Here is a 20,884-nt window from a genome sequence, read left to right on the forward strand (position 1 = left end):
AGGCAAGTGAACGACAAGGAGTTCGTCGAGGGGATCCGTGACAGACCGGGCTTGTTCGGCCTGAACGGCTGCTACTACCCGACCGCCATGTTCCTCGAGGGGTTCGACATGGCCAGCTCCGGTGGGCTGCTGCGGGGTTTCACGGAGTGGCTCGTTGTGCGCGGAGGCGAATGCAGCAGTCTCCACTGGCATGTGCTCGTCCTCCAACGAGCCCTTCCCGAATTCGAGTTCCGGGGCTGGAAACACTTGGGCCCTCTGCACCCGGATCAGGATCGAGAGGCCACCGAGAGTCTGCTCTCCCTCGTCCTCGAATTCCTGGACGTACGAGACGACCCACGGCAGCTCGCCCAGATGTATACGCAGTACGAAGCTCTGTACGCGCGCACGATCGGCTGAAACAGGAACGGCCGGAGGCTCCCCACTGGAACGGGTGGGGAGCCATCCTGTCTACTCAGGCAGCTCAGTCGAACCAGCGGTCCCGCCCCAGTTCCTCCGTCCGGGACGGGTCCTCCAGCAGGGCCGCCACCTCGAAGCGGCGGGGCCACTGGCGGGACGCCCACGCCAGGCCCGCGGCCACGCCCTCGACCGTGGACGCGTGCAGCACCCCGTCCGCCGTGAGGCGCCAATCCAACTCCACGCCGTCGACGACCAGTTCCTCGTGCTCGACGTACGTCGTCGGGGTGCGGTCCCCCAGCAATACCTGCACCGACTCCGGTACGTCGTGTTCCGTGCCCTCGGAGTCCACCGAGCCCGTGACGGACTCGCTCAGGCGGCGTACCTGGAACAGTTCCGCCAGCTCGGCCGCGCGGGCCGGGCGGACCGGCAGCAGGGGGACGCCCTCCGTGAAGGGGAGCAGGTCCGGGGAGTCGACGACCATCGCGTCGGTCGCGTCGACGACGGTCACCTCGCCGTCCACTACGGCCCGTAGCTCGTCCGGCAACGTGACCTGGTCCGGGTCCAGGTCCGCCAACGCTCCGTAGAGCGCGTGCAGTTGGGCGCCCGTGACCTGGCGGTCGGGGTCGGCTAGGCGGTCCAGGAGTTCCGCCGCGCCGCCCGGCTCGTCCAGCAGCGCCGCCACCGACGTGCGGACACCCAGCGCGCGCAGTACCTGTTCGTCGTCGAAGCCCGTCGCGTCCGCCTCGTCGTACAACCCGCGGAGCAACGGGTCGCCGCCCGCCGCCAGCAGGCCCGCGGGGCGGCGGCCGTCCAGGACCGGGTTTCCGCGCAGCCACCACGCCGTGTACGGGCGTACCAGCTCGTGGGTGCCGTCGTGGAGGAGGATGCGGACCGGCTGGACCAGGGCGTCGCGCAGCGGGGGGCGGGACAGCATGGCCAGCGCCTGGGGCCACTTGTCGTCGTCCACCAGGTCCAGGTCCCGTACGGCGATCAGTTCCGTGGCGACGGGCGGGACCGGCGAGTCCGGGAAGCGGTCCAGGACGTCCTCGCTCCATACGTCCACCGCGTCCAACAGCCCGGCGTCGTCGGGCTCGGCGAAGTCGCCGTCCCGGGGCTCCAGTTCATCGGGGTCGAGGACGACGTCCGTGGCGCGCACGAGCGCGAAGTCGGCGAGGACACCGCAGGCGGCCAGCGGCTGCCGGCCCCACTTCTCGGCCAACTCGGTGTCGACGGCGGCGAGTTCGTCCTCGCGGATGACCTGCGCGAAGGGGCTGCCGGGGAAGACGAGTTCACCGGCGGGCGCCAACTCGCCCTCCTCGTCGGGGAGTGCGAGCGCGCCGAGCCACGGTTCGTCACCGGGCTCCAGACCCGCGTCCCGCACCAGCGCGAGGACCGTGTCGGCCAACTCCTCGGCGTCGGGCGCCTCCTGCTCCCAGTCAAGGGCGCCCTCGTCGTCGAGGGACGCGGCGACGGCGGCCCGCACCTGGGGCGTGGTGAGCACGGCCCGGGGCGTCGCGGGCAGCGCGCCCAGCTTCTCCAGCAGCGGGTGGGCGGCGTCCGGGTGCGCGACCTTGAGCCCGAGCCGCGCGAGCACCTCGGGGTCGGTCAGCGCGTCCGACGTGGGCAGCAGCACCTGCCGGGGCCCGATGGTCGTACGCCCGTCGGCAAGCGGTACCGGCAGCCCGGTGAGCCGGTCGGGGTCGACCCCGGCGAGGCTGTCGTACAGCCGCTGCCACCAGCTGGGCTCCTTCTCCAGGCCGGCCAGCCGGTCCACCGCGTCGGTCAGCGGCACCCGGGCCACGCCCAACGTCCGCAGTTCCACGCGCCGTTCGAGCCCGGCAGGGAGAAGGGTCGGCAGGACCTCGGCGAGGACCCGCACGGTGTCGTCGCCGGCGCCCTCGACGATCTCCGCGTCCCGCGGGCGCAGCGCCTCCGGCAGCTCGGAGTCCTGCTCGTCGAGCACAGGGAGAACGGCCGGTTGCGCGCGCGGCAGGAACGCGGTCCGCGGCAGCCGCTCCAGGATCGCCGCACGCAGGGTCCCGTCCAGCTCCCCCTTCCCGAGCGGCCCGGGTACCAGGCCGATGATCCCCTCCCCCACCGGCCGCCAGCCGGCGAGGAGTTCGACGTACGCGTCCGCCGCCCGCTGCACGACGAAGTCGGTCAGCGGACCGGGCGCGGCATGCCGGCGGGTGGTGTCCAGCGGGAGGGAGGCGATGAGCAGCGCGGGCACGCCGAGCGGCTCGTCGCTGGGGGTCGGGGCATGGACGTACGGACTGGTCCGGGGCCGCTCGGGCGCGCCCTCGGCGTCCACCGGCACCGCCCACGTCACCGACCAGAACGGCCGCAACCGCTCCTCCACCGGCCGGTCGGCGAGCAGATCGGGTGTGAGCGGCCCGTTCGCGGCGGCGGTCCGCCAACGGGTGGTGCCGTGAAGAGAATCCTCTACGACGGTGAGGGCTTCGTCGCTGCCGCGGCGCAGCGTGCGGACGGTGTCGGTCTCGATGACGACCTCCGCGAGCCCCGGCAGGGCGAGGAGCAGGGCGTCGTCCACGGCGGCCAGGAGCCGCTCGGTGAGGTCGGCGGCGGCCGCGTCCCGCAGGGGCAGGATGACGGCGGTGTCGTACGGGTCGGGGGCGGTGCCCTCGGCGGCGAACGGGAGCCTCAGCAGCGGCACATGGCCGTCGCGGCGCCGGACCTCGTCCCCGAGCCCCGGACTGTGCCGGGCGGTCTCGGCGGCCTGCTCGCGGGCCTCGGCGAGCGACCAGCGCACCCCGCCGTGCCGCCCGACGACGGCGGGCTCGTCGGTGACGGCGAGGACGGAGGCGAATCCGACGCCGAAGCGGCCGACGGAGGGCGTGTCCCGCTTGGCGCTCGCGCGGAGCGTGGACAGCGATTCGACGCCGGCCGCGTCGAGGTGGGCGCCGGTGTTGGCGGCGACGAGAACGCCGTCGCGCAGGGTGAGCCGGAGCCGGCCGGGAACGCCTGCCCTGGCGGCCGCGTCGGCGGCGTTCTGGGCGAGTTCGACGACGAGGCGGTCGCGGTAGCCGCCGAGGACCAGGTCCTCCTCGGCGTTCGCGTCCTCACGGAAGCGGGCGGGGCTGGTGGCCCAGGCGTCGAGCACGCCCCGCCGCAGGCGCGCGGTGCCGAAGGGGTCCGCTCCCTCGGGGGCCGGCCGCACGAACTTGCTCACGTTCACTCTCCTCATCGACGTGAGGATGAAGGTACAGCCCGTGCGGCACGGCGACGGAAAGCGGTGGTCGGCCCCGGGCGTGCGGAGCGCCCCGGTCCGTGGTCCGGGACCGGGGCGCTCCGCACGGGCGTCAGCCGACCGACCGTGCGGCCTCCGTGATGAGGTCGGCGACGGCCTTGGGGTGACTGAGCATCACGACGTGGGACGAGCGGGGTACTTCGACGATCTTGCGCGCGTTCGCGCGGCTGTACATCCAGCGCTCGCAGGCCGGCGGGATCGCCTTGTCCCGGCCGGCGACCAGGCCCCACGACGGGATGGTCTTCCACGCGGCGGCCGTGGTCGGGAAGGTAAAGGAGTCGGCGTCGAACGGCCGCTGGGTGGCCTGCAGGACGCGGAAGTCGGCGGTGGAGATGTCGGCCGCGAAGGCCGCCTGGCCGTCCTTGCCGAGGTAGAGATCGATTCCGGTCGTGCCGTCGGCCTTCGTGTACGGGACCGGCACGCTGACCGGCTCGACCTCGCTGCCGGGGAACTTGGTGATGAGCTCGCCCTGCGTCTCGCCCACGTCGGGCACGAAGGCCGCGATGTAGACCAGCGCCTTGACGTTCGCCTTCCCGGCGGCGGCGTTCGTGATGACCGTGCCGCCCATGGAGTGCGCGACCAGCACGACCGGTCCGCTGATGGAGTCCAGCAGGCTCGCGACGTAGGGGGCGTCGGTCGGGATGCCCCGCAGCGGGTTGGCCGCGGAGATCGTGGTGTAGCCCTTGTCCTGAAGCTTCGCGATGGTGGCGTTCCAGCAGGACGAGTCGGCGTAACCGCCGTGCACCAGCACGATCGTGGGCTTCACCTTGGACTTCTCCGCACCGGTGCCGGCGGGGGCCGTCGCGGCGCCGGCCGTGCCTTCCGAACCGGCGATCAGCGCCGCGGAGCCGGCCAGCGCCGCGCCGGCGGCCAGTACATGACGGCGGGAAACCTCGGTACTCATGGGACTCCTCAGGCATGGGGTGGGCTCGACCGCACACGGGCGACGCGCTCGCCGTGACCTGCTCGGTACGACCCGCTCGGCGCGACCTGAGACGGACCCTATGAGGAGCGCTTTCGCGCTGGCATCCGCTATATGACCTAGCCGAAGCAGGAATGCCCGGCTCCGCCGGGAGTGCCCCCGACCCGCCAGGAGCACCCCACCCGGTCAGGAGTGCCCCCACCCGGTCAGGAGTGACCCAACTCCGCGCCGTCCTCGTCGGAGACGACCGGCACCGATCCCGAATCCGCCGCCGGTCGCAGCGGGAACGGGTCCACCTGGGTCTCGTCGATCACCGGGAGGGCCGGCTGGGGCGGTTTGGGCATGACCGCGGCCTCGGAGTGGCCGCCGCAGCCGTACGAGAAGGACACCACGCGGCCGTCCGCCGGGGAGAACTCGTTGGCGCAGACGCCGAAGGCCTGGCCGAGGGAGCCGCCGATGGGCTGGAGGAAGCCGCAGCTGACACAGGCGGCGGGGGCGGCTTGGGCCATGGGGGTCTCGGAGCCGAACGACTCCTCCCAGCGGTCGGCGGCGACGTGCAGTCCGTAGCGCGACAGGACGCGGGCGCGGCGCATGCCGAGTTCCTCGGCGACGGCGGCGATCGAGCCGCGGGTCGGCGCGACGGGCAGGTCGGCCGGGACGCCCTCGGTGAGTTCGATGTCCTCCGCGTCGACCAATTCGGCCATCTCCTCGGAGACGGCGGAGTCGGGCGCGGGGTCCTCCACGCCCGTGTAGCCGGGCTCCAGGCGCAGGTCCTCGGCGTCGGTGGGCAGCAGGTCGCCGGGGCCCATGTCGCCGGGGCGCAGGCGCTCGCTCCACGGCACCCACTCGGGGGCGAGCAGTGCGTCGGGGCCGGGGAGCAGGACGACCTCGTCCAGCGTGACCAGCTTGGCGCGGGAGGCGCGGGCGACCGTCACGGCCCAGCGCCAGCCCCGGTAGCCGAGCTCCTTGCACTCGAAGAAGTGCGTGACGACCCGGTCGCCGTCGGCCTGGAGTCCCGAGTGCTCGCCGACCACGCCGGGCGCGGCGGCCTCCTCGGCGGCGGCGCGGGCGAGGTCGACGGCCTCGGCGCACAGGCGGTCGGTGGTCCGGCTTCGCGTGGTCGCTGCGCTCACAGGTATCGCTTCTCTCCTACGCCGTCACTCGGGTGCGCCGGCCTGAAGGCGGCGGATGCGGACGGAGCGGACCGAAGGACCGCGTCGACGTCCACGCCCGATCGCACTCGGGCGCACCTCATCGTCCATTCTGCGGGATGACAGAGAGGCGCGCGGCCGAGAACGTTCGCCACGACGCGCTACGCACGCTACCTTCTCGCGACCGCTCGGCCTACACCGACGTGATGGTTCATCGCTTCATAAGCGTTCATACGCGCGGTAACCGCACTACCCACAGCTTTCTCGGGGCACTATGACGGGGTGGCAGTAGCAAGGACGCCCCACGGAGCCACCGGTGTCGGTGGGGTCAAGGGGAAGAGCCAAGGTGGCGGATCGGGCCGGTTCGGCGGACCCTTCCGCGCGGTCGGTCGTGCCCTGCACTTCCCGGTGACCGGCACGGCCCGGGGGATCAGGAAGGCGACCCACGCGCACGGCGCCGGCGAATCGGGCCTCGGCAAACTGATCGAACTGCACGGTGTGAACGGCGCGGGCGATGTGATGATCACGGTCGCCCTCGCCTCCACGGTCTTCTTCTCCGTGCCGACGGACGAGGCCCGCGGCCGGGTCGCCCTCTACCTCGCCATCACGATGGCGCCCTTCACCGTCCTCGCCCCCGTGATCGGCCCGCTCCTTGACCGCCTTCCGCACGGCCGCCGGGCCGCGATGGCCGGTTCCATGCTGGCCCGCGCCCTGCTCGCGCTGATCATCTCCGGCGCGGTCGCCACCGGCAGTCTGGAGCTGTATCCGGCCGCGCTCGGCGTGCTGGTCGCGTCGAAGGCGTACGGCGTGATCAGAAGCGCCGTGGTGCCCCGGCTGCTGCCACCCCGCATCTCGCTGGTGAAGGCCAATTCCCGGGTGACCCTGGGCGGGCTCCTCGCCACCGGTGTGGCCGCGCCCATCGGGGCCGGGTTGCAGGCGATCGGGCCGCGCTGGCCGCTGTACGGCGCCTTCGTGATCTACGTCGCCGGTACGTTCCTGTCCTTCACCCTGCCGCCCAAGGTCGACTCGGCGAAGGACGAGGACGTGGCGCTGCTCGCCTCGGACGAGGAGCACCTGCACGGACCGCACCTGCGGCCGGTCAAGCGCCCGGGGCTGCGGACGGTCGGCCGCGCGGTCACCCACGCGCTCGGCGCCAACGCGGCCCTGCGCTGGCTGTCGGGCTTCCTGACCTTCTTCCTCGCGTTCCTGCTGCGCGAGCATCCGCTGACCGGGTCCAGCGCGGCCGTGTCGCTGGGCATAGTGGCCGTCTCGGCGGGCGTGGGCAACGCGCTCGGTACGGCGTTCGGGGCCTGGCTCAGATCCCGGGCACCGGAGATCATCATCGTGGTGATGCTGGCGTTCGTGCTGGGCGCGGCGGTGGTCGCCGCGATCTTCTTCGGCGCGTTCCTGGTGGCCTGTCTGGCCGCGGTCGCCGGGTTCTCGCAGGCGCTGTCCAAGCTGTCCCTGGACGCGCTGATCCAGCGAGACGTGCCCGAGACGGTGCGCACCTCGGCGTTCGCCCGCTCCGAGACCATGCTCCAGATGGCCTGGGTCCTGGGCGGCGCGATCGGCATCGTGATGCCCCTGAACGGCACCCTCGGCCTGTGCGTGGCCGCCGCCGTCCTCGCCCTCGGCTGGCTGACCACGACCCGCGGCCTCCTCGGCTCGGCCCGCCACGGAGGCTCCTCCAAGCCCCGCGTGGCGTAACGCACGGGCACGCCGCACCCCACTTGGGAGACGGCCCGGACCGGCCCGATAACCTTCGCCCCATGACCTCGATGCCTCGCGGCGAAGCCGCCGACATGCTCCGCGCTGTGCGACGCCGTCGCGCCGTCGCCGCCGCCGGCGCGGTATCCGCCGGACTGCTCGTCCTCTCGGCCTGCGACAAGCCCACGCCGCTGTCGACGATCACGGTCGGCCGCTCCTCGGTCAGCGAAGAGGCCACCTGTGGCGGCGAGGGCAAGGCCCTGAAGTCCGCGGACCTCGCCGCGTGCCTCAAGGACGACGACATCAAGTCCATCAGCGTCGACCCCGACGAGACGGTCCGCTTCGGCGTCGACCCCGACGTCGCCGACAAGCGCTGGACGATCCTGATGAACGGCCAGCCGCTCACCGAGGACAGCGACAAGACGTACCGCACGATCCCGGGCAGCGTCTTCTTCAACGCCCAGTACGGCGCCCAGGGCAACTCCACCCTGGTCTCCATCAAGGCCGCCGACGGCAAGAAGAACAGCGACACGGTCACCGGGCTGTGGTCGTTCAAGCTGAAGAAGGACGACTGATCACGTCCGCCGCACGCGCGTTCCGCGTCCTCGTGGCCACCGCCGTCCCCGCCGAACGGGACGCGGTGGCACGGGCGTTCACGACCCACACCACGGCTGACAGCACGGCCGGCGTGAGCGTCGACGTCATCGCCGCCGGGGTCGGCCCGGCCCTCGCCGCCGCCTCCACGGCCACGGCCCTCACCACCGCCGCCCTCGAAGGCGCCCCCTACACCCTGGTCGTCTCCGCGGGCATCGCCGGCGGTTTCCAGCCCGAGGCGCCCGTCGGCTCCCTCGTCGTCGCCGACGAAATCACCGCCGCCGACCTGGGCGCCGAGACCGCCGACGGCTTCGTCCCGGTCACCGACCTCGGCTTCGGCACCGTCACCCACCGCCCCCCGGAATCACTCGTACGAGATCTCACGGCCGCGACCGGCGCGCGCACCGGAGCCGTACTGACCGTCTCCACGGTGACCGGCACCGCAGAGCGCGCCGCCGAACTGCGCGCCCGCCACCCCCGCGCGCTGGCCGAGGCGATGGAGGGCTTCGGGGTCGCGGAGGCCGCCGCCTCGCACGGCGTGCCCGTCCTGGAAGTACGCGCGGTCTCCAACCCCGTGGGCCCGCGCGACCGCGCCGCCTGGCGCATCGGCGACGCCCTCGCGGCCCTGACCGAGGGCTTCGGGAAGTTCGCGCCCGTCCTGGAGAGTTGGAACCCGTATGACGACCCACACGACCGGTGAGCAGCGGCTGCAGATCGCGTACTCCCCCTGCCCCAACGACACCTTCGTCTTCGACGCCCTCGCGCACGGCCGCGTGCCGGACGCGCCCGCGCTCGACGTGACCTTCGCGGACATCGACATCACCAACGGCATGGCCGAACGCGGCGAGTTGGATGTCCTGAAAGTGTCGTACGCCGTCCTGCCGTACGTCCTGGACGAGTACGCGCTGCTGCCGTGCGGGGGCGCGCTGGGCCGGGGCTGCGGCCCGCTGGTGCTCACCCGTGAGACGGGCGTCGACCTCACCGGCCGGACGGTCGCGGTGCCCAGCGAGCGGTCGACGGCGTATCTGCTGTTCCGGCTCTGGGCCGCGGACACGATCCCGGGCGGGGTCGGCGAGATCGTCGTCATGCCGTTCCACGAGATCATGCCGGCCGTGCGGGACGGGAAGGTCGACGCGGGTCTCGTCATCCACGAGGCACGCTTCACGTTCCAGAACTACGGGCTGCACAAGCTCGCGGACATGGGCGAGCACTGGGAGAACACGACGGGGCTGCCGATCCCGTTGGGCGCGATCATCGCGAAGCGCTCACTGGGCGCGGAAAGGCTGGAAACGCTCGCCGAGTCGATCCGCGTCTCGGTGCGGGCCGCGTGGGCCGACCCCGAGGTCTCCCGCCCGTACGTCATGGAACACGCCCAGGAAATGGACCCGTCCGTCGCCGACCAGCACATCGGTCTGTACGTCAACGAATTCACCGCGGACCTCGGCGAGGCCGGCTATGCGGCAATCCGTGGCCTGTTGACGCGTGCGGCGGCCGAGGGACTGGTTCCGCCCCTCGGCCCGGACGCGCTGAATTTTCCGTGACGGACGACTTGTCCGTGACTTACGTGGCTTATACGTCGAGTTGGTCGGCGACCGCGCGCAGCAGACCGGCGATCTTCTTGCCGGCCGGCTTGTCCGGATAGCGACCGCGCTCCAGCATCGGCGTGATGTTCTCCAGGAGCGTCGTCAAGTCCTGCACGATGGAGGCCAGTTCGTCGGGCTTCTTGCGGGTCGCCGCCGCGACGGAGGGGGTCGGGTCGAGAACGGTCACCGAAAGGGCCTGGTCGCCGCGTTGGCCTGCGACCACTCCGAACTCCACCCGCTGACCGGGCTTGAGCGTCTCGACTCCGGCGGGGAGGACCGAGGAATGGACGAAGACGTCACCGCCGTCGTCGCGGGAGAGAAAGCCGAAGCCCTTCTCGCTGTTGAACCACTTGACTTTGCCGGTGGGCACGTCTGTCCTCGTCCTCGTACTCGTCGGAAAACTGCTTCTGAAACGGCTCTTGATAGCACTGGGGCGGGTCGTCGGGACCCGCCGGTACCAAGGCTAATGGTCTTCAGGCCGGTGACAAGACGTCGCCGGGTTGTTCCTTCGGGCTGGGAACTACCCTGGTCCGGTGCGTGACAAAACCCAAACGAATTCCGCCGGGCCCGGTGACCGACTGATCCGTGCCGGTGCCATCGTGTTCTTCATCGGTGCGGTGGCCACACTCGTCACAGTGGCTCCGCTCTTCCTCCATGCGAAACCATTTCCGACGTACATGTTCGGACTGAGCATGCTCATGGGCGTCGGCTTCCTCGTCGCCGGTGCCGGAGTGCTCCAGTCGATTGCGGCGGGCCGCCGTCAGGCGGGCGCCGGACGGTAGTTGGCCAGCCACGCGGGGAACTCCGTCAGATCCGTGAGGACGACGTCCGCCCCGGCCGCCGTCAACTCCCCGGCGTCGCACGGCCCGGTCGCCACGGCCACGGACAGGGCACCGGCCGTGCGCGCCCCGCGGACGTCCCCGACGTGGTCACCGACGTAGACGCCCGCGTCGTGCTCCCGCAGCGCCTGGGCCTTCTGCTCGGCCCACAGGTCTCCGACGACCTCGTCGGGGGCCAGGCCGAGGTGCTCCAGGTGCAGCTTCGCGTTGGGCTCGTACTTGGCGGTGACGACGATCGCCCGCCCGCCGGCCGCCTGCACGGCGTCGATCGCCTCGCGGGCGCCGGGCATCGCGGGGGTCGCCTCGATGGCGAACGACGGGTACATCGAACGGTAGAGATCCCCCATGGCCTCGACCTGCTCCGCCGGGAACCAGTGGATCAACTCCTGGGCGAGCGGCGGTCCCAGCCGGGTGATCGTCAGGTCGGCGTCGATGTACGTCCCCGTCCGCTCGGCCAGCGCGAGGAAGCACGCGCGGATGCCGGGCCGGGAGTCGATGAGGGTCATGTCGAGGTCGAAGCCGACGGTGAGGGGGGCGGAGTCGGCGGTGCGCTCGGGGGTGGGGCTAGTGGAGGCCATATCGGCCATTGTGCCCAGGCAGGGGGGCGGGGAGACCTCCGGCCGGTGTGACCTACATCTGGTTGGCGCGCGGGCGGCGCCTGCCGGTCGAGGAGCGGCGGGCGCCACGTCGCGGGGACGGCCGCATCGGCGGATGCGCGCCGGCCACCGGGGCCGTGCGTGACGGAGCCACCGATGCCGGCGGGGCGTACCCGCCACCGTTCCGCCGCCGGACGGCTACCGGTTCCGCTGCGAGCGCCAGACCAGGAACAGGGCCGACAGGACCGCCGCGCCGCGGATCACCCACGGCCAGGTCTCGGAGATCGCGTCGTTCATGTGGTCCTGGGCGATGGGCTCGCCCCAGCGGCCCTCGTTGCGGCCCCAGAGCCAGACGATGCCGGCGGTGAGGGCGAGGGAGGGCATGCCGATGACCGCCCACTTGGACTCGTTCGGGGTGAGGCGGCGGGAGGCGTAGGCGATGACCCAGCCGAGGAGCAGGGCGAAGAGGTTGCCGAGGATCGCGCCGGCCACGAGCAGGGCGGCGGCGAGCAGGAGCAGCGGGTTGCTCCAGCCGACCGCGGGGCGGGGGATCAGCCGGCGCCGAACCTTCGGCGCGGGCTCCGCCACGACCTGCTCGACGACCGGTGCCTTCTCCAGGACCGGTTCCTTCGGCTTCTCCTCCTCCTTCGGCGGCGGGGGCTTGAGCAGTTCCGGGATCTCCACGCCGCCGACGAACCCCGGCACGCTGTCGTCGAGGGGCGTGCTGCCCACCCGCCACCAGTCGGGCCGCAGCGCGCTGTCGCCGAGTTCCTGCGCGCTGGCGAGGTGGGGCGGGGCGGGGGCGTCGGAGGGCTCGGGCGGGGCGGGTTCGGTGGGGCGGGGGCGCGGTACGACGCGGCGCAGGCCCTTGGGGCGCTGCTCGGGTTCGTCGTCGCGCTGCACGGGCACGTGGGCGCTCGGCACCTGGGGTGCCGTGGAGCCGGTGCCGCCGGCGGCCGTGACGACCTCGTCGGGGCTGCCGAGCCGGTCGATGATCTTGCGGACGGCGGCGGGGCTGTCGACGGTGACCTTGGCCCGGCTGCGGTCGATCTCGTTGCGCAGCTCGGAGACGAGCCGCATGCGCGTGCCGGACGGCAACTGGCGCTGGTGCGCGACGTCGCCGACGCGGCTCAGATACTCGTAGACGACCTGGTCGCTCTCGATGCCCAACGAAGTCCCTCCGGGATGGGCGCCGTTGAATCCCCGTTGGACGAAGGTACCTCGTGGGGACGGGTTCACGCCTCGCCCGCAAGAGCCGTACCGACCGGGATTGCCCTACCGTAGGTCGGATGAGCGATCCGGCAACACCGCCCCGTTCTCTCGCGGAGGCGCTCCGACACAGGGACGACGCCTCCCTCGGCGCGCTCCTGCGCGCCCGGCCCGATCTCATCACGCCCGTCCCCACGGACCTCACGCAGCTCGCGACCCGGGCCGGCACGCGGGCCTCGGTGGTGCGCGCGCTGGAGCGTCTCGACCGGTTCGCGCTCCAGACCGCGGAGGCGCTGGCGGTGGCGGCGGAACCGGCGTCGTACGCGGAGTTGCTCGGGCTGATGGCCGGGGACGAGCGGGACGCGGCCGTCGTGGAAGCGTTGCCCCGCGCCCTCGGCACGCTGCGCGAACAGGCCCTGGTGTGGGGCGGCGACGACCGGCTGCGGCTGGTGCGCACGGCCCGTGAGCTGCTGGCGCCCTCGCCGCAGCATCCGTCGCCGACGGGGCTCGGGCCGACGGTCGCGGAGGCGACGGCGGGGATGTCGCCGGGGCGGATCCAGGAGATCGTGGGCGCGGCCGGGCTGCCCTCGACGCACGACGCGGTCTCGGCGGTGGCCGCGCTCACCGGGCTGTACGGCGACCGCAAGCGGATGGCGGCGCTGCTGGAGCAGGCGCCGGCGGAGTCGCTGGAGGTGCTGGCGCGACTGGTGTGGGGGCCGCCGTACGGGCAGGTCACGGCGGATCCGGCGCCCCGGCTGCGGTGGCTGCTCGACCGCGGGCTGCTGCTGCCGACGGCGCCCGGCACGGTCGTACTCCCCCGCGAGGTGGCCCTCCACCTGCGTGGCGGTCATGCGCATCGCACCACCGAGCCGGTGCCGCCGGCGGTGGAGCCGACCGCCGTGCACCGTCCACAGGTTGTGGACGCGGCGGCGGCCGGGCAGGCGTACACCGCGCTCGCGACCGTGGCGGAGCTGCTGAAGGACTGGCACGAGGGCGGGCCCGCCGTGCTGCGGGCGGGCGGACTGAGCGTGCGCGATCTCAAGCGGACCGCCGTCGCCCTCGACCTGCCCGAGCCCGTGGCCGCGTTCTGGGTCGAACTCGCCTACGCGGCCGGGCTGTTGGCGTCCGACGGCGAGGCCGACGAGCGGTACGCGGCGACCCCGGCCTACGACGAGTGGCTGGAGCGGCCGGCCGCCGAACGGTGGGCCCGGCTCGCGGAGGCGTGGCTGACGGCGACGCGGACGTCCGGCCTGGTCGGGGGGCGGGACGCGAAGGACCGTTCACTGGCGGCCCTCGGGCCCGGCCTCGACCGCTCGGCCGCGCCGGAGGTACGGCACCGGGTGCTGAGCCTGCTCGCGGGGTTGCCGGAGGGCGCCGCGCCGGCCGCCGACTCCGTGCTGGCCCGACTGCGCTGGGAACGCCCGCCGCGCGGCCCCCAGCCCGGCGACGACCTGCGTGCCCGGCTCGCCGGGTGGACCCTGTCGGAGGCGGAGATGCTGGGCGTGACGGGCAGGGGCGCGCTGTCGGCACACGGCCGGGCGCTGCTCGGCGCGCCGGCTCCTTCGCCGTCGCAGACCCTGCCGGAGGTCCCGGGCGACAAACTCCCCGTCCACCACACCGCGGCCCCGACCTCGCGCCCTCCCCTGGAACCCCTCACCCCCGCCGAACAGGCCACCGCCTCGGCCGCCGCCATCCGTCTCCTCGCCCCCCTCCTCCCCGAGCCGCTGGACCACGTCCTGCTCCAGGCCGACCTGACCGCGGTGGCGCCGGGACCGCTGGAACGTCCGCTGGCGGACATGCTGGACGTGCTCGCGGACGTGGAGTCCAAGGGCGGGGCGACGGTGTACCGCTTCACACCGGGTTCGGTACGACGGGCCCTGGACGCCGGGCGCGCGGCCGGCGACCTGCACGCGTTCCTGGCCGCGCACTCGCGGACGCCGGTGCCGCAGCCGCTGACGTATCTGATCGACGACGTGGCCCGCAGACACGGCCGGTTGCGGGTGGGGGCGGCCTCGGCGTACGTGCGCTGCGACGACGACGCCGTGCTGAACGAGATCCTCGCCGACAAGCGGGCCGCCGGACTGCGGCTGCGCCGCCTCGCGCCGACCGTGCTGGCCACCCAGGCCGATCCGGCGGCGCTGCTCGACGGGCTGCGCGCGATGGGCTTCGCGCCGGCCGCCGAGTCGGCCGACGGCGACGTCCTGATCACCCGCGCCGACGCCCACCGCACCCCGCCGCGCACGGCCCCCGAGCCGGTCCCCGACGGTCCGCCCACCCCGGACGCCACGCTCCTGTCGGCGGCGATCCGCGCCATCCGCGCGGGCGACCTGGCCTCCACGACCCCGCGCAAGCCGTCCGCGGCCCCCGTCTCCGGCGGCGCCCTCCCCCGCACCACCGCCGCCGAGACCCTCGCCACCATGCAGGCCGCCGTCCTCACCGGCGAGACCCTCTGGATCGGCTACGTCAACGCGGAGGGCGCCGCCAGCCAACGCGTCATCGCCCCCATCCGCGTCGAGGGCGGCTTCGTCACGGCCTACGACCACACGGCCGACGAGGTACGCACGTACCCGCTGCACCGGGTGACGGGAGTGGCGGAACTGGCGGACGACGGGGAGTAGCCCGGGCCCGGCGGGGCGCTCAGCAGTCCCTGATCGGGGCGTTCGTCGGGAGGTTGAAGTGGGTGCGGGCTGCGGCTGCCAAGGGGGCGTGCTGCACGGAGTCGGTCGTGGTCGGCTCTGACGCGAGGCTGAAGTGGGCGGCCAGCCAGTCGCCGTAGCCCTCGCCGTCCGGGGGTTCCTCGCGGGAGGTGACCTGGTACGTGCCGTCGGAATCGCGTTTCAGGCGGACGACCTGCGGGATTGCGGCGCCGGCGCACTCCAGGAGGGCGCCCGCGCGGGTGCCGTACTCGAGGCACAGGGTGTTCACCCCGGCCCGGACGACGCCGTCGTGCTCGGCGAGGTCGAGGGGCTCGGCGCGGCAGAACCAGCGCGCGCCCCGGTACGGGTACCCCGTGCCCGCCGAGTCGGCCACCAGGCGGGCCTCGATCGCCGGCCGCACCTCGTCCCACAACCGCGCGTCGACGTCCGCCGGCAGCACCACCCACGCGCCCGTCGCCACCAGCACACCCGTGGCTCCCAGGCCGGTCCCCCACCTGCGTACCGACATCACCCCACGCTCCTCCCCGACCCGCGCGTGCACGCGGGTCCCGCCGGTCAAGACAGCTGGCGGGGGCTCGGGGTTGCACGGGGGGCATGTCGGGTGTGAGCCGCGCCCCACCCCGAACAGGGGGCGGTAAGGCACACTGGACGTTTGGCCCGTGCCGAAGGGATGTACGTACGTGAACGGTCCGCTGATCGTCCAGTCCGACAAGACGCTGCTCCTCGAGGTCGACCACGAGCAGGCCGACGAGTGCCGTCGGGCCATCGCGGCGTTCGCGGAACTGGAGCGGGCGCCCGAGCACATCCACACCTACCGCGTCACCCCGCTCGGGCTGTGGAACGCGCGGGCGGCCGGGCACGACGCCGAGCAGGTCGTGGACGCCCTCGTGCAGTACAGCCGCTACCCCGTGCCGCACGCGCTGCTCGTCGACGTCGCCGAGACCATGGACCGCTACGGGCGGCTGACCCTCAGCAAGGACCCGGCCCACGGGCTCGTGCTCACCACCACCGACCGGCCGGTGCTTGAGGAGATCCTGCGCTCCAAGCGGATCGCCCCGCTGGTCGGCATCCGGATCGACCCCGACACCGTCGCCGTGCACCCCTCCGAGCGCGGCCAGATCAAGCAGGCGCTGCTGAAGCTGGGCTGGCCCGCCGAGGACCTCGCCGGGTACGTGGACGGCGAGGCGCACCCGATCGAGCTGGACGAGAACGGGTGGGCGCTGCGGCCGTACCAGAAGCAGGCCGTGGAGAACTTCTGGCACGGCGGGTCCGGTGTCGTCGTCCTGCCCTGTGGGGCGGGCAAGACCCTCGTCGGCGCGGGCGCGATGGCCCAGGCCAAGTCGACCACCCTCATCCTCGTCACCAACACCGTCTCCGCCCGGCAGTGGAAGCACGAGCTGATCAAGCGGACCTCGCTGACCGAGGAGGAGATCGGGGAGTACAGCGGTACCCGCAAGGAGATCCGCCCGGTCACCATCGCCACGTACCAGGTGCTGACGACGAAGCGGAAGGGCGTCTACCCGCACCTCGAGCTCTTCGATTCCCGTGACTGGGGTCTGATCCTCTACGACGAGGTGCACCTGCTGCCCGCGCCGGTCTTCAAGTTCACGGCGGATCTCCAGGCGCGGCGCCGGCTCGGCCTGACGGCGACCCTGGTCCGTGAGGACGGGCGTGAGTCGGACGTGTTCTCGCTGATCGGTCCGAAGCGGTTCGACGCACCGTGGAAGGAGATCGAGGCGCAGGGGTACATCGCGCCCGCCGACTGCGTCGAGGTCCGGGTCAACCTCACCGACTCCGAACGGCTCGCCTACGCCACGGCCGAGGCCGAGGAGAAGTACCGGTTCTGTGCGACGACGGAGACCAAGCGCAAGGTCACCGAGGCGATCGTGCGGCGCTTCGCGGGTCAGCAGATCCTCGTCATCGGCCAGTACATCGACCAACTCGACGAACTGGGCGAGCACTTGAACGCCCCCGTCATCAAGGGCGAGACCTCCAACGCGCAGCGCGAGAAGCTCTTCGGCGCCTTCCGTGAGGGCGAGATCAGCGTGCTCGTCGTCTCGAAGGTCGCCAACTTCTCCATCGACCTGCCGGAGGCGACCGTCGCCGTCCAGGTGTCGGGGACCTTCGGGTCGCGGCAGGAGGAGGCGCAGCGGCTCGGCCGGGTGCTCCGGCCCAAGGCCGACGGCCACCAGGCGCACTTCTACTCCGTGGTCGCCCGCGACACCCTCGACCAGGACTTCGCGGCCCACCGGCAGCGGTTCCTGGCGGAGCAGGGGTACGCGTACCGGATCATGGACGCGGACGAGCTGCTGGCGGAGGAGAGCTGAGGGAGCAGTCCGGGAGGGGCCGCCGGGTCACTTGCGGCGGATGCCGGCTTCCTCGCCGTACTCGCCGAGTATCACGACGCTGAAGGCGGCGCCGGCGAAGACCTTGATCGCGCGCAGGGCGTTGCCGACGCGGTGGGGGTGGCTGCCCTCGACGGCCGTGGCACCGCTGGCGCGGGGCGGCCGGGGGGCGGGGGCTGGGGTGAAGGTTGCTGCGCTCATGTCTCCATGGTGGCTTTTGGCACGTAAGGAGGGCATCGGTCTGGGGGGCGAAGCGGGGTCGTCGTCTCGTACGACTGTGGGGCGACCCGTTCCCCCACGGGAGGAGGGGAGCATCCCCTAGGGGATGGACGCGGCCCCGCTTGCCGGCCCCGTCGATCGGTCGCCCTCCGCCCGTGCGTAATTGGTTGGCTTCCCCCTGCGCGCCTGACCTAGAATCTCCGCTCTTGCCCGCCTCCCTTCCCGGAGTGCCGTCGGCCGGACGGAAACCGGTCGGCATCCCGCACAGCCGCGCCGCTCCCCCGCGCCGGTCCACACCGCAGGCCTTCGGAGGCACCCCCTTGTCCACGCCCGCCCACGACCCTCTCGACGACCCCCTCTCCCGGGAGCGTTCCCACCTCGCCTCCTCCCGTGCCGCGCTGCGCGCCATGCGGGAGGACGTCGAGTCGCTGGACATCAGTGACGTCACCGCGAACTGGGTCAACGCCGAGGTGCTGTCCCGCCAGATCGACGACCGCATCAAGGCACTGGCCGACCTCAGCGACACCCCGCTCTTCTTCGGCCGCCTCGACTACCTGCACTCCCCCGGCGCCGACCGGGCGGAGGGCGCGGACGGTGAGCGCTTCTACATCGGGCGCCGGCACGTGCACGACCACGACGGCGACCCGATGGTCATCGACTGGCGCGCGCCGGTCTCGCAGCCGTTCTACCGGGCGTCCAAGAAGGACCCGCTGGACATCGCGCTGCGCCGCCGCTTCGGGTACACCGGCGGCGACCTCACGGCGTACGAGGACGAGCACCTCTCCGACCCGACGGAGGCCGCGCGGACCAGCAAGCTGCTCCAGCGGGAGATCGAGCGCCCGCGCGTGGGTCCGATGCGGGACATCGTGGCGACCATCCAGCCCGAGCAGGACGAGATCGTGCGCAGCGGGCTGGGCGGGACGGTGTGCGTGCAGGGCGGGCCGGGGACGGGGAAGACGGCCGTCGGTCTGCACCGGGTCGCCTATCTGCTCTACGCCCATCGCGAGCGGCTCGCCCGCACCGGCACCCTCGTCATCGGGCCGAACCGGTCCTTCCTGCACTACATCGAGCAAGTGCTGCCCGCGCTGGGTGAGTTGAGCGTGCGGCAGGCGACCGTGGACGACCTGGTCGCGGGGAGCGTCGAGGTGCGGGGCACGGACGACGCGGCGGCGGCGATCATCAAGGGCGACGCGCGGATGGCCGAGGTGCTGCGCCGGGCCGTCTACGCCCACGTGACGATGCCGACGGAGCAGGTCGTCGTGGTGCGCGGGTCACGCCGGTGGCGGGTGCCGGCGTACGAACTCGAGGACATCGTGCGGGAGTTGCTGGAGCGCGGGATCCGCTACGGTGCCGCCCGCGAGGCCCTGCCGCAGCGCATCGCGCATGCCGTGCTGGTGCAGATGGAGCGGTCGGGCGAGGCGCCGGACGACCGGGTGCAGGACGCGGTGGCCCGCAACAGCGCGGTCAAGGCGGCGGTGAAGGCCGTATGGCCGCCGGTCGACCCGGCGAAGCTCGTGCTGCGGCTGCTCACGGACGCGGATTTCCTCGCCGCGCACTCCGACGGGATCCTCACTGAGGACGAGCGCAAGACGATCCTGTGGGCCAGGCCCGTGCGGTCGGTGAAGGCGGCCAAGTGGGCGCCTGCGGACGCGGTGTTGATCGACGAGGCGACGGATCTCGTGCAGCGCACGCACTCGCTGGGGCATGTGGTGCTGGACGAGGCGCAGGACCTGTCGCCGATGCAGTACCGGGCGGTGGGGCGGCGCTGCACCACCGGTTCCGCGACCGTCCTCGGCGATCTGGCGCAGGGCACCACGCCCTGGGCGACGCGGAGTTGGGACGAGGCGCTGGCCCACCTGGGCAAGACGGAGGGCGTCATCGAGGAGCTGACGGCCGGTTTCCGCGTGCCGACGGACGTCATCACGTACGCCTCCCGGCTGCTCCCGCACATCGCGCCGGGCCTCACCCCGGTGGCGTCGGTCCGCGAGAACCCGGGCTTCTTCGCGCTCCGCCCGGTCACCGGCACGGCCGAAGTGGTCGCGGCCTGCGAGGAGTTGCTGGCCCACGAGGGCTCGACGGGCCTGATCGCGGCGGACGCGCGCGTCCCGGAGCTGGCCGAAGCACTGACGGCGGCGGGTCTGTCGTACCTCGCCCCGGGTGAGGAGACGACGGCGGAGACCCGTCTCACCCTGGTCCCGGCGTCCCTCGCCAAGGGCCTGGAGTACGACTACGTGGTCCTCGACGAACCGCGGGCCGTGGTCGACGGCGAACCGGACGAACGCACCGGCCTGCGCCGCCTGTACGTGACGCTGACCCGGGCGGTGTCGGGACTGATCGTGACCCATGCGGGGGCGCTGCCCGCGCAACTCGACTGACCTCGGGCCCACTTGACCGGCGGGGTCGGGGGACCGAGGGCTCACGCGACCCGCAGGGCACCTGCCCGAGGGCTCACGCGATCGGCAAGTCACCCGACCAAGGGCTCACGCGACCGGCAAGTCACCCGACCGAGAGGTCGCTCGGCCGGCAGGTCACCGCCCGCTCGCGTTCCGTTCAGTACCGTCCGCTCGCGTCCCGTTCAGTACGGGTCCGCTCACTTCCCGTCCAGCACCGCCCGCCACTCGGCGACCGCCGCCGTCGACACCGGCTCGTCCCAGCCGGCGGGGCGGGCCGCGCCGCCGATGTGGAAGGCGTCGAAACCGGCGGCGCGCAGTGCGGGCACGTGGTCGAGGCGCAGGCCGCCGCCGACGAGGAGCCGGGGCTCGTACCCGGGCTCCCCGCGGTGCGCCGCCTCGGCGAGCAGCGTGGGCAGGCCGTCGTCGACCCCGGCGGCGGACCCCGCGGTGAGGTAGGTGTCGAGGCCGGGCAGGTCGGCGAGCTGCTTGCGCAGGGCGGCCCGGTCGGCCGCGTGGTCGATGGCCCGGTGGAACGTCCACCGGCACCCGTCCAGCTCCCCGGCCAGCCGCTCCACGACCCCGAGGTCCACCCCGCCCCCGGCGTCGAGGAAGCCGAGCACGAACTCCTCGGCGCCCGCGTCCCGCATCTCCAACGCGATCCGGACCAGCCGCTCGACGTCCTCGGCGGGGCCGGCGGCGAAACCGTCGGTGAGTCGCAGCATCACGCGCAGATCGATGTCGACGGCGGCCCGGATCCCGGCGAAGGTCCGCACCGACGGGGTGAGCCCGTCGGCCGCCATGTCGGTGATCAGTTCGAGGCGGTCCGCACCTCCGGCCTGGGCGGCGACCGCGTCCTCGACGTCGAGGGCGATCACCTCCAGGACTGCACGCGTGCTCATAGGACCCCTTCCGTCGTGTTCCCCTGGAGCGGCTACAGGTCTAGTCCAATCTCAGGGTAGCCGGGCAGGCAGGGGACCGCGAGATCGCCCCGTCGCCCTCGTCACG

Annotated in this window: 18 protein-coding genes; 9 read left to right on the top strand and 9 right to left on the bottom strand. The window is 72.8% G+C overall.

What is annotated here, in order from left to right:
* Positions 1-6 precede the first annotated feature (6 nt).
* A complete protein-coding gene (locus tag ACWD5F_RS16070) occupies positions 7-396 on the top strand; it encodes a hypothetical protein (RefSeq protein WP_451254761.1) in 390 nt (129 codons plus the stop codon).
* A 64-nt stretch (positions 397-460) separates the two neighbouring features.
* Here the strand turns inward: ACWD5F_RS16070 and ACWD5F_RS16075 are convergent, their stop codons facing one another.
* From ACWD5F_RS16075 to ACWD5F_RS16085, 3 genes are all read right to left on the bottom strand, one after another.
* The gene (locus ACWD5F_RS16075; protein ID WP_451254763.1) at positions 461-3,586 is read right to left on the bottom strand and encodes a sacsin N-terminal ATP-binding-like domain-containing protein; all 3,126 of its coding nucleotides are present in this window, start codon (positions 3,584-3,586) and stop codon (positions 461-463) included.
* 130 nt (positions 3,587-3,716) lie between these two features.
* Positions 3,717-4,568 (bottom strand): alpha/beta fold hydrolase, encoded by an 852-nt coding sequence (locus ACWD5F_RS16080; RefSeq protein WP_451254764.1) that lies wholly within the window; start codon positions 4,566-4,568, stop codon positions 3,717-3,719.
* A 224-nt stretch (positions 4,569-4,792) separates the two neighbouring features.
* Positions 4,793-5,719, bottom strand: coding sequence for a DUF3027 domain-containing protein (locus ACWD5F_RS16085; RefSeq protein ID WP_451254766.1), 927 nt, complete (start codon positions 5,717-5,719; stop codon positions 4,793-4,795).
* A gap of 300 nt (positions 5,720-6,019) precedes the next feature.
* On the opposite strand from ACWD5F_RS16085, the gene ACWD5F_RS16090 reads away from it, so the two are divergent.
* The 4 genes from ACWD5F_RS16090 (at position 6,020) to ACWD5F_RS16105 (ending at position 9,579) form a co-directional block, all read left to right on the top strand.
* Entirely contained in the window at positions 6,020-7,444 is a 1,425-nt protein-coding gene (locus tag ACWD5F_RS16090) for an MFS transporter (RefSeq protein WP_451254768.1), read from the top strand.
* A gap of 62 nt (positions 7,445-7,506) precedes the next feature.
* Entirely contained in the window at positions 7,507-8,019 is a 513-nt protein-coding gene (locus tag ACWD5F_RS16095; protein WP_124004056.1) for a DUF2771 domain-containing protein, read from the top strand.
* A complete protein-coding gene (locus tag ACWD5F_RS16100) occupies positions 7,989-8,738 on the top strand; it encodes a futalosine hydrolase (RefSeq protein WP_451254770.1) in 750 nt (249 codons plus the stop codon). Before ACWD5F_RS16095 ends, ACWD5F_RS16100 begins: the two co-directional genes overlap by 31 nt.
* On the top strand, positions 8,716-9,579 hold the full coding sequence (locus tag ACWD5F_RS16105) for a 1,4-dihydroxy-6-naphthoate synthase (protein WP_451254772.1): 864 nt from the start codon (positions 8,716-8,718) through the stop codon (positions 9,577-9,579). The genes ACWD5F_RS16100 and ACWD5F_RS16105 overlap by 23 nt, the downstream gene beginning before the upstream one ends.
* Before the next feature lie 28 nt (positions 9,580-9,607).
* On the opposite strand, the gene ACWD5F_RS16110 is transcribed toward ACWD5F_RS16105, so the two are convergent.
* Positions 9,608-9,991: a cold-shock protein gene (locus tag ACWD5F_RS16110; protein WP_124004059.1), complete on the bottom strand. Its 384-nt coding sequence runs from the start codon at positions 9,989-9,991 to the stop codon at positions 9,608-9,610.
* 163 nt (positions 9,992-10,154) lie between these two features.
* Here ACWD5F_RS16110 and ACWD5F_RS16115 point away from each other — a divergent pair, with 163 nt between their 5' ends.
* On the top strand, positions 10,155-10,403 hold the full coding sequence (locus ACWD5F_RS16115) for a hypothetical protein (protein WP_451254774.1): 249 nt from the start codon (positions 10,155-10,157) through the stop codon (positions 10,401-10,403).
* Here ACWD5F_RS16115 and ACWD5F_RS16120 read toward each other — a convergent pair.
* Complete coding sequence (locus ACWD5F_RS16120) at positions 10,382-11,038, bottom strand: HAD family hydrolase (protein ID WP_451254776.1); 657 nt, start codon at positions 11,036-11,038, stop codon at positions 10,382-10,384. The two genes, ACWD5F_RS16115 and ACWD5F_RS16120, sit on opposite strands and share 22 nt — an antisense overlap.
* A gap of 216 nt (positions 11,039-11,254) precedes the next feature.
* The gene (locus ACWD5F_RS16125) at positions 11,255-12,226 is read right to left on the bottom strand and encodes a hypothetical protein (protein ID WP_451254777.1); all 972 of its coding nucleotides are present in this window, start codon (positions 12,224-12,226) and stop codon (positions 11,255-11,257) included.
* Between the two features lie 119 nt (positions 12,227-12,345).
* On the opposite strand from ACWD5F_RS16125, the gene ACWD5F_RS16130 reads away from it, so the two are divergent.
* A complete protein-coding gene (locus ACWD5F_RS16130; RefSeq protein WP_451254779.1) occupies positions 12,346-14,883 on the top strand; it encodes a helicase-associated domain-containing protein in 2,538 nt (845 codons plus the stop codon).
* 19 nt (positions 14,884-14,902) lie between these two features.
* Here the strand turns inward: ACWD5F_RS16130 and ACWD5F_RS16135 are convergent, their stop codons facing one another.
* A complete protein-coding gene (locus ACWD5F_RS16135; protein ID WP_451254781.1) occupies positions 14,903-15,430 on the bottom strand; it encodes a hypothetical protein in 528 nt (175 codons plus the stop codon).
* A 172-nt stretch (positions 15,431-15,602) separates the two neighbouring features.
* Here ACWD5F_RS16135 and ACWD5F_RS16140 point away from each other — a divergent pair, with 172 nt between their 5' ends.
* Complete coding sequence (locus tag ACWD5F_RS16140; protein ID WP_401716966.1) at positions 15,603-17,249, top strand: DNA repair helicase XPB; 1,647 nt, start codon at positions 15,603-15,605, stop codon at positions 17,247-17,249.
* Positions 17,250-17,276: 27 nt separating this feature from the next.
* Here the strand turns inward: ACWD5F_RS16140 and ACWD5F_RS16145 are convergent, their stop codons facing one another.
* A complete protein-coding gene (locus ACWD5F_RS16145; protein WP_401715937.1) occupies positions 17,277-17,468 on the bottom strand; it encodes a hypothetical protein in 192 nt (63 codons plus the stop codon).
* Positions 17,469-17,806: 338 nt separating this feature from the next.
* Here ACWD5F_RS16145 and ACWD5F_RS16150 point away from each other — a divergent pair, with 338 nt between their 5' ends.
* Entirely contained in the window at positions 17,807-19,861 is a 2,055-nt protein-coding gene (locus tag ACWD5F_RS16150; protein ID WP_451254783.1) for a HelD family protein, read from the top strand.
* 215 nt (positions 19,862-20,076) lie between these two features.
* Here ACWD5F_RS16150 and ACWD5F_RS16155 read toward each other — a convergent pair whose 3' ends face one another.
* A complete protein-coding gene (locus ACWD5F_RS16155; RefSeq protein ID WP_451254785.1) occupies positions 20,077-20,778 on the bottom strand; it encodes a copper homeostasis protein CutC in 702 nt (233 codons plus the stop codon).
* Positions 20,779-20,884: the final 106 nt, after the last annotated feature.

This window comes from Streptomyces sp. NPDC002499, assembly GCF_053595415.1.

Excerpts from the sequence above, each read along its gene's own strand:
- ACWD5F_RS16095 (WP_124004056.1), top strand. The coding sequence starts at position 7,507 with ATGACCTCGATGCCTCGCGGCGAAGCCGCCGACATGCTCCGCGCTGTG.
- ACWD5F_RS16120 (WP_451254776.1), bottom strand. The coding sequence starts at position 11,038 with ATGGCCTCCACTAGCCCCACCCCCGAGCGCACCGCCGACTCCGCCCCC.
- ACWD5F_RS16155 (WP_451254785.1), bottom strand. The coding sequence starts at position 20,778 with ATGAGCACGCGTGCAGTCCTGGAGGTGATCGCCCTCGACGTCGAGGAC.
- ACWD5F_RS16145 (WP_401715937.1), bottom strand. The coding sequence starts at position 17,468 with ATGAGCGCAGCAACCTTCACCCCAGCCCCCGCCCCCCGGCCGCCCCGC.
- ACWD5F_RS16130 (WP_451254779.1), top strand. The coding sequence starts at position 12,346 with ATGAGCGATCCGGCAACACCGCCCCGTTCTCTCGCGGAGGCGCTCCGA.
- ACWD5F_RS16080 (WP_451254764.1), bottom strand. The coding sequence starts at position 4,568 with ATGAGTACCGAGGTTTCCCGCCGTCATGTACTGGCCGCCGGCGCGGCG.
- ACWD5F_RS16135 (WP_451254781.1), bottom strand. The coding sequence starts at position 15,430 with ATGTCGGTACGCAGGTGGGGGACCGGCCTGGGAGCCACGGGTGTGCTG.
- ACWD5F_RS16105 (WP_451254772.1), top strand. The coding sequence starts at position 8,716 with ATGACGACCCACACGACCGGTGAGCAGCGGCTGCAGATCGCGTACTCC.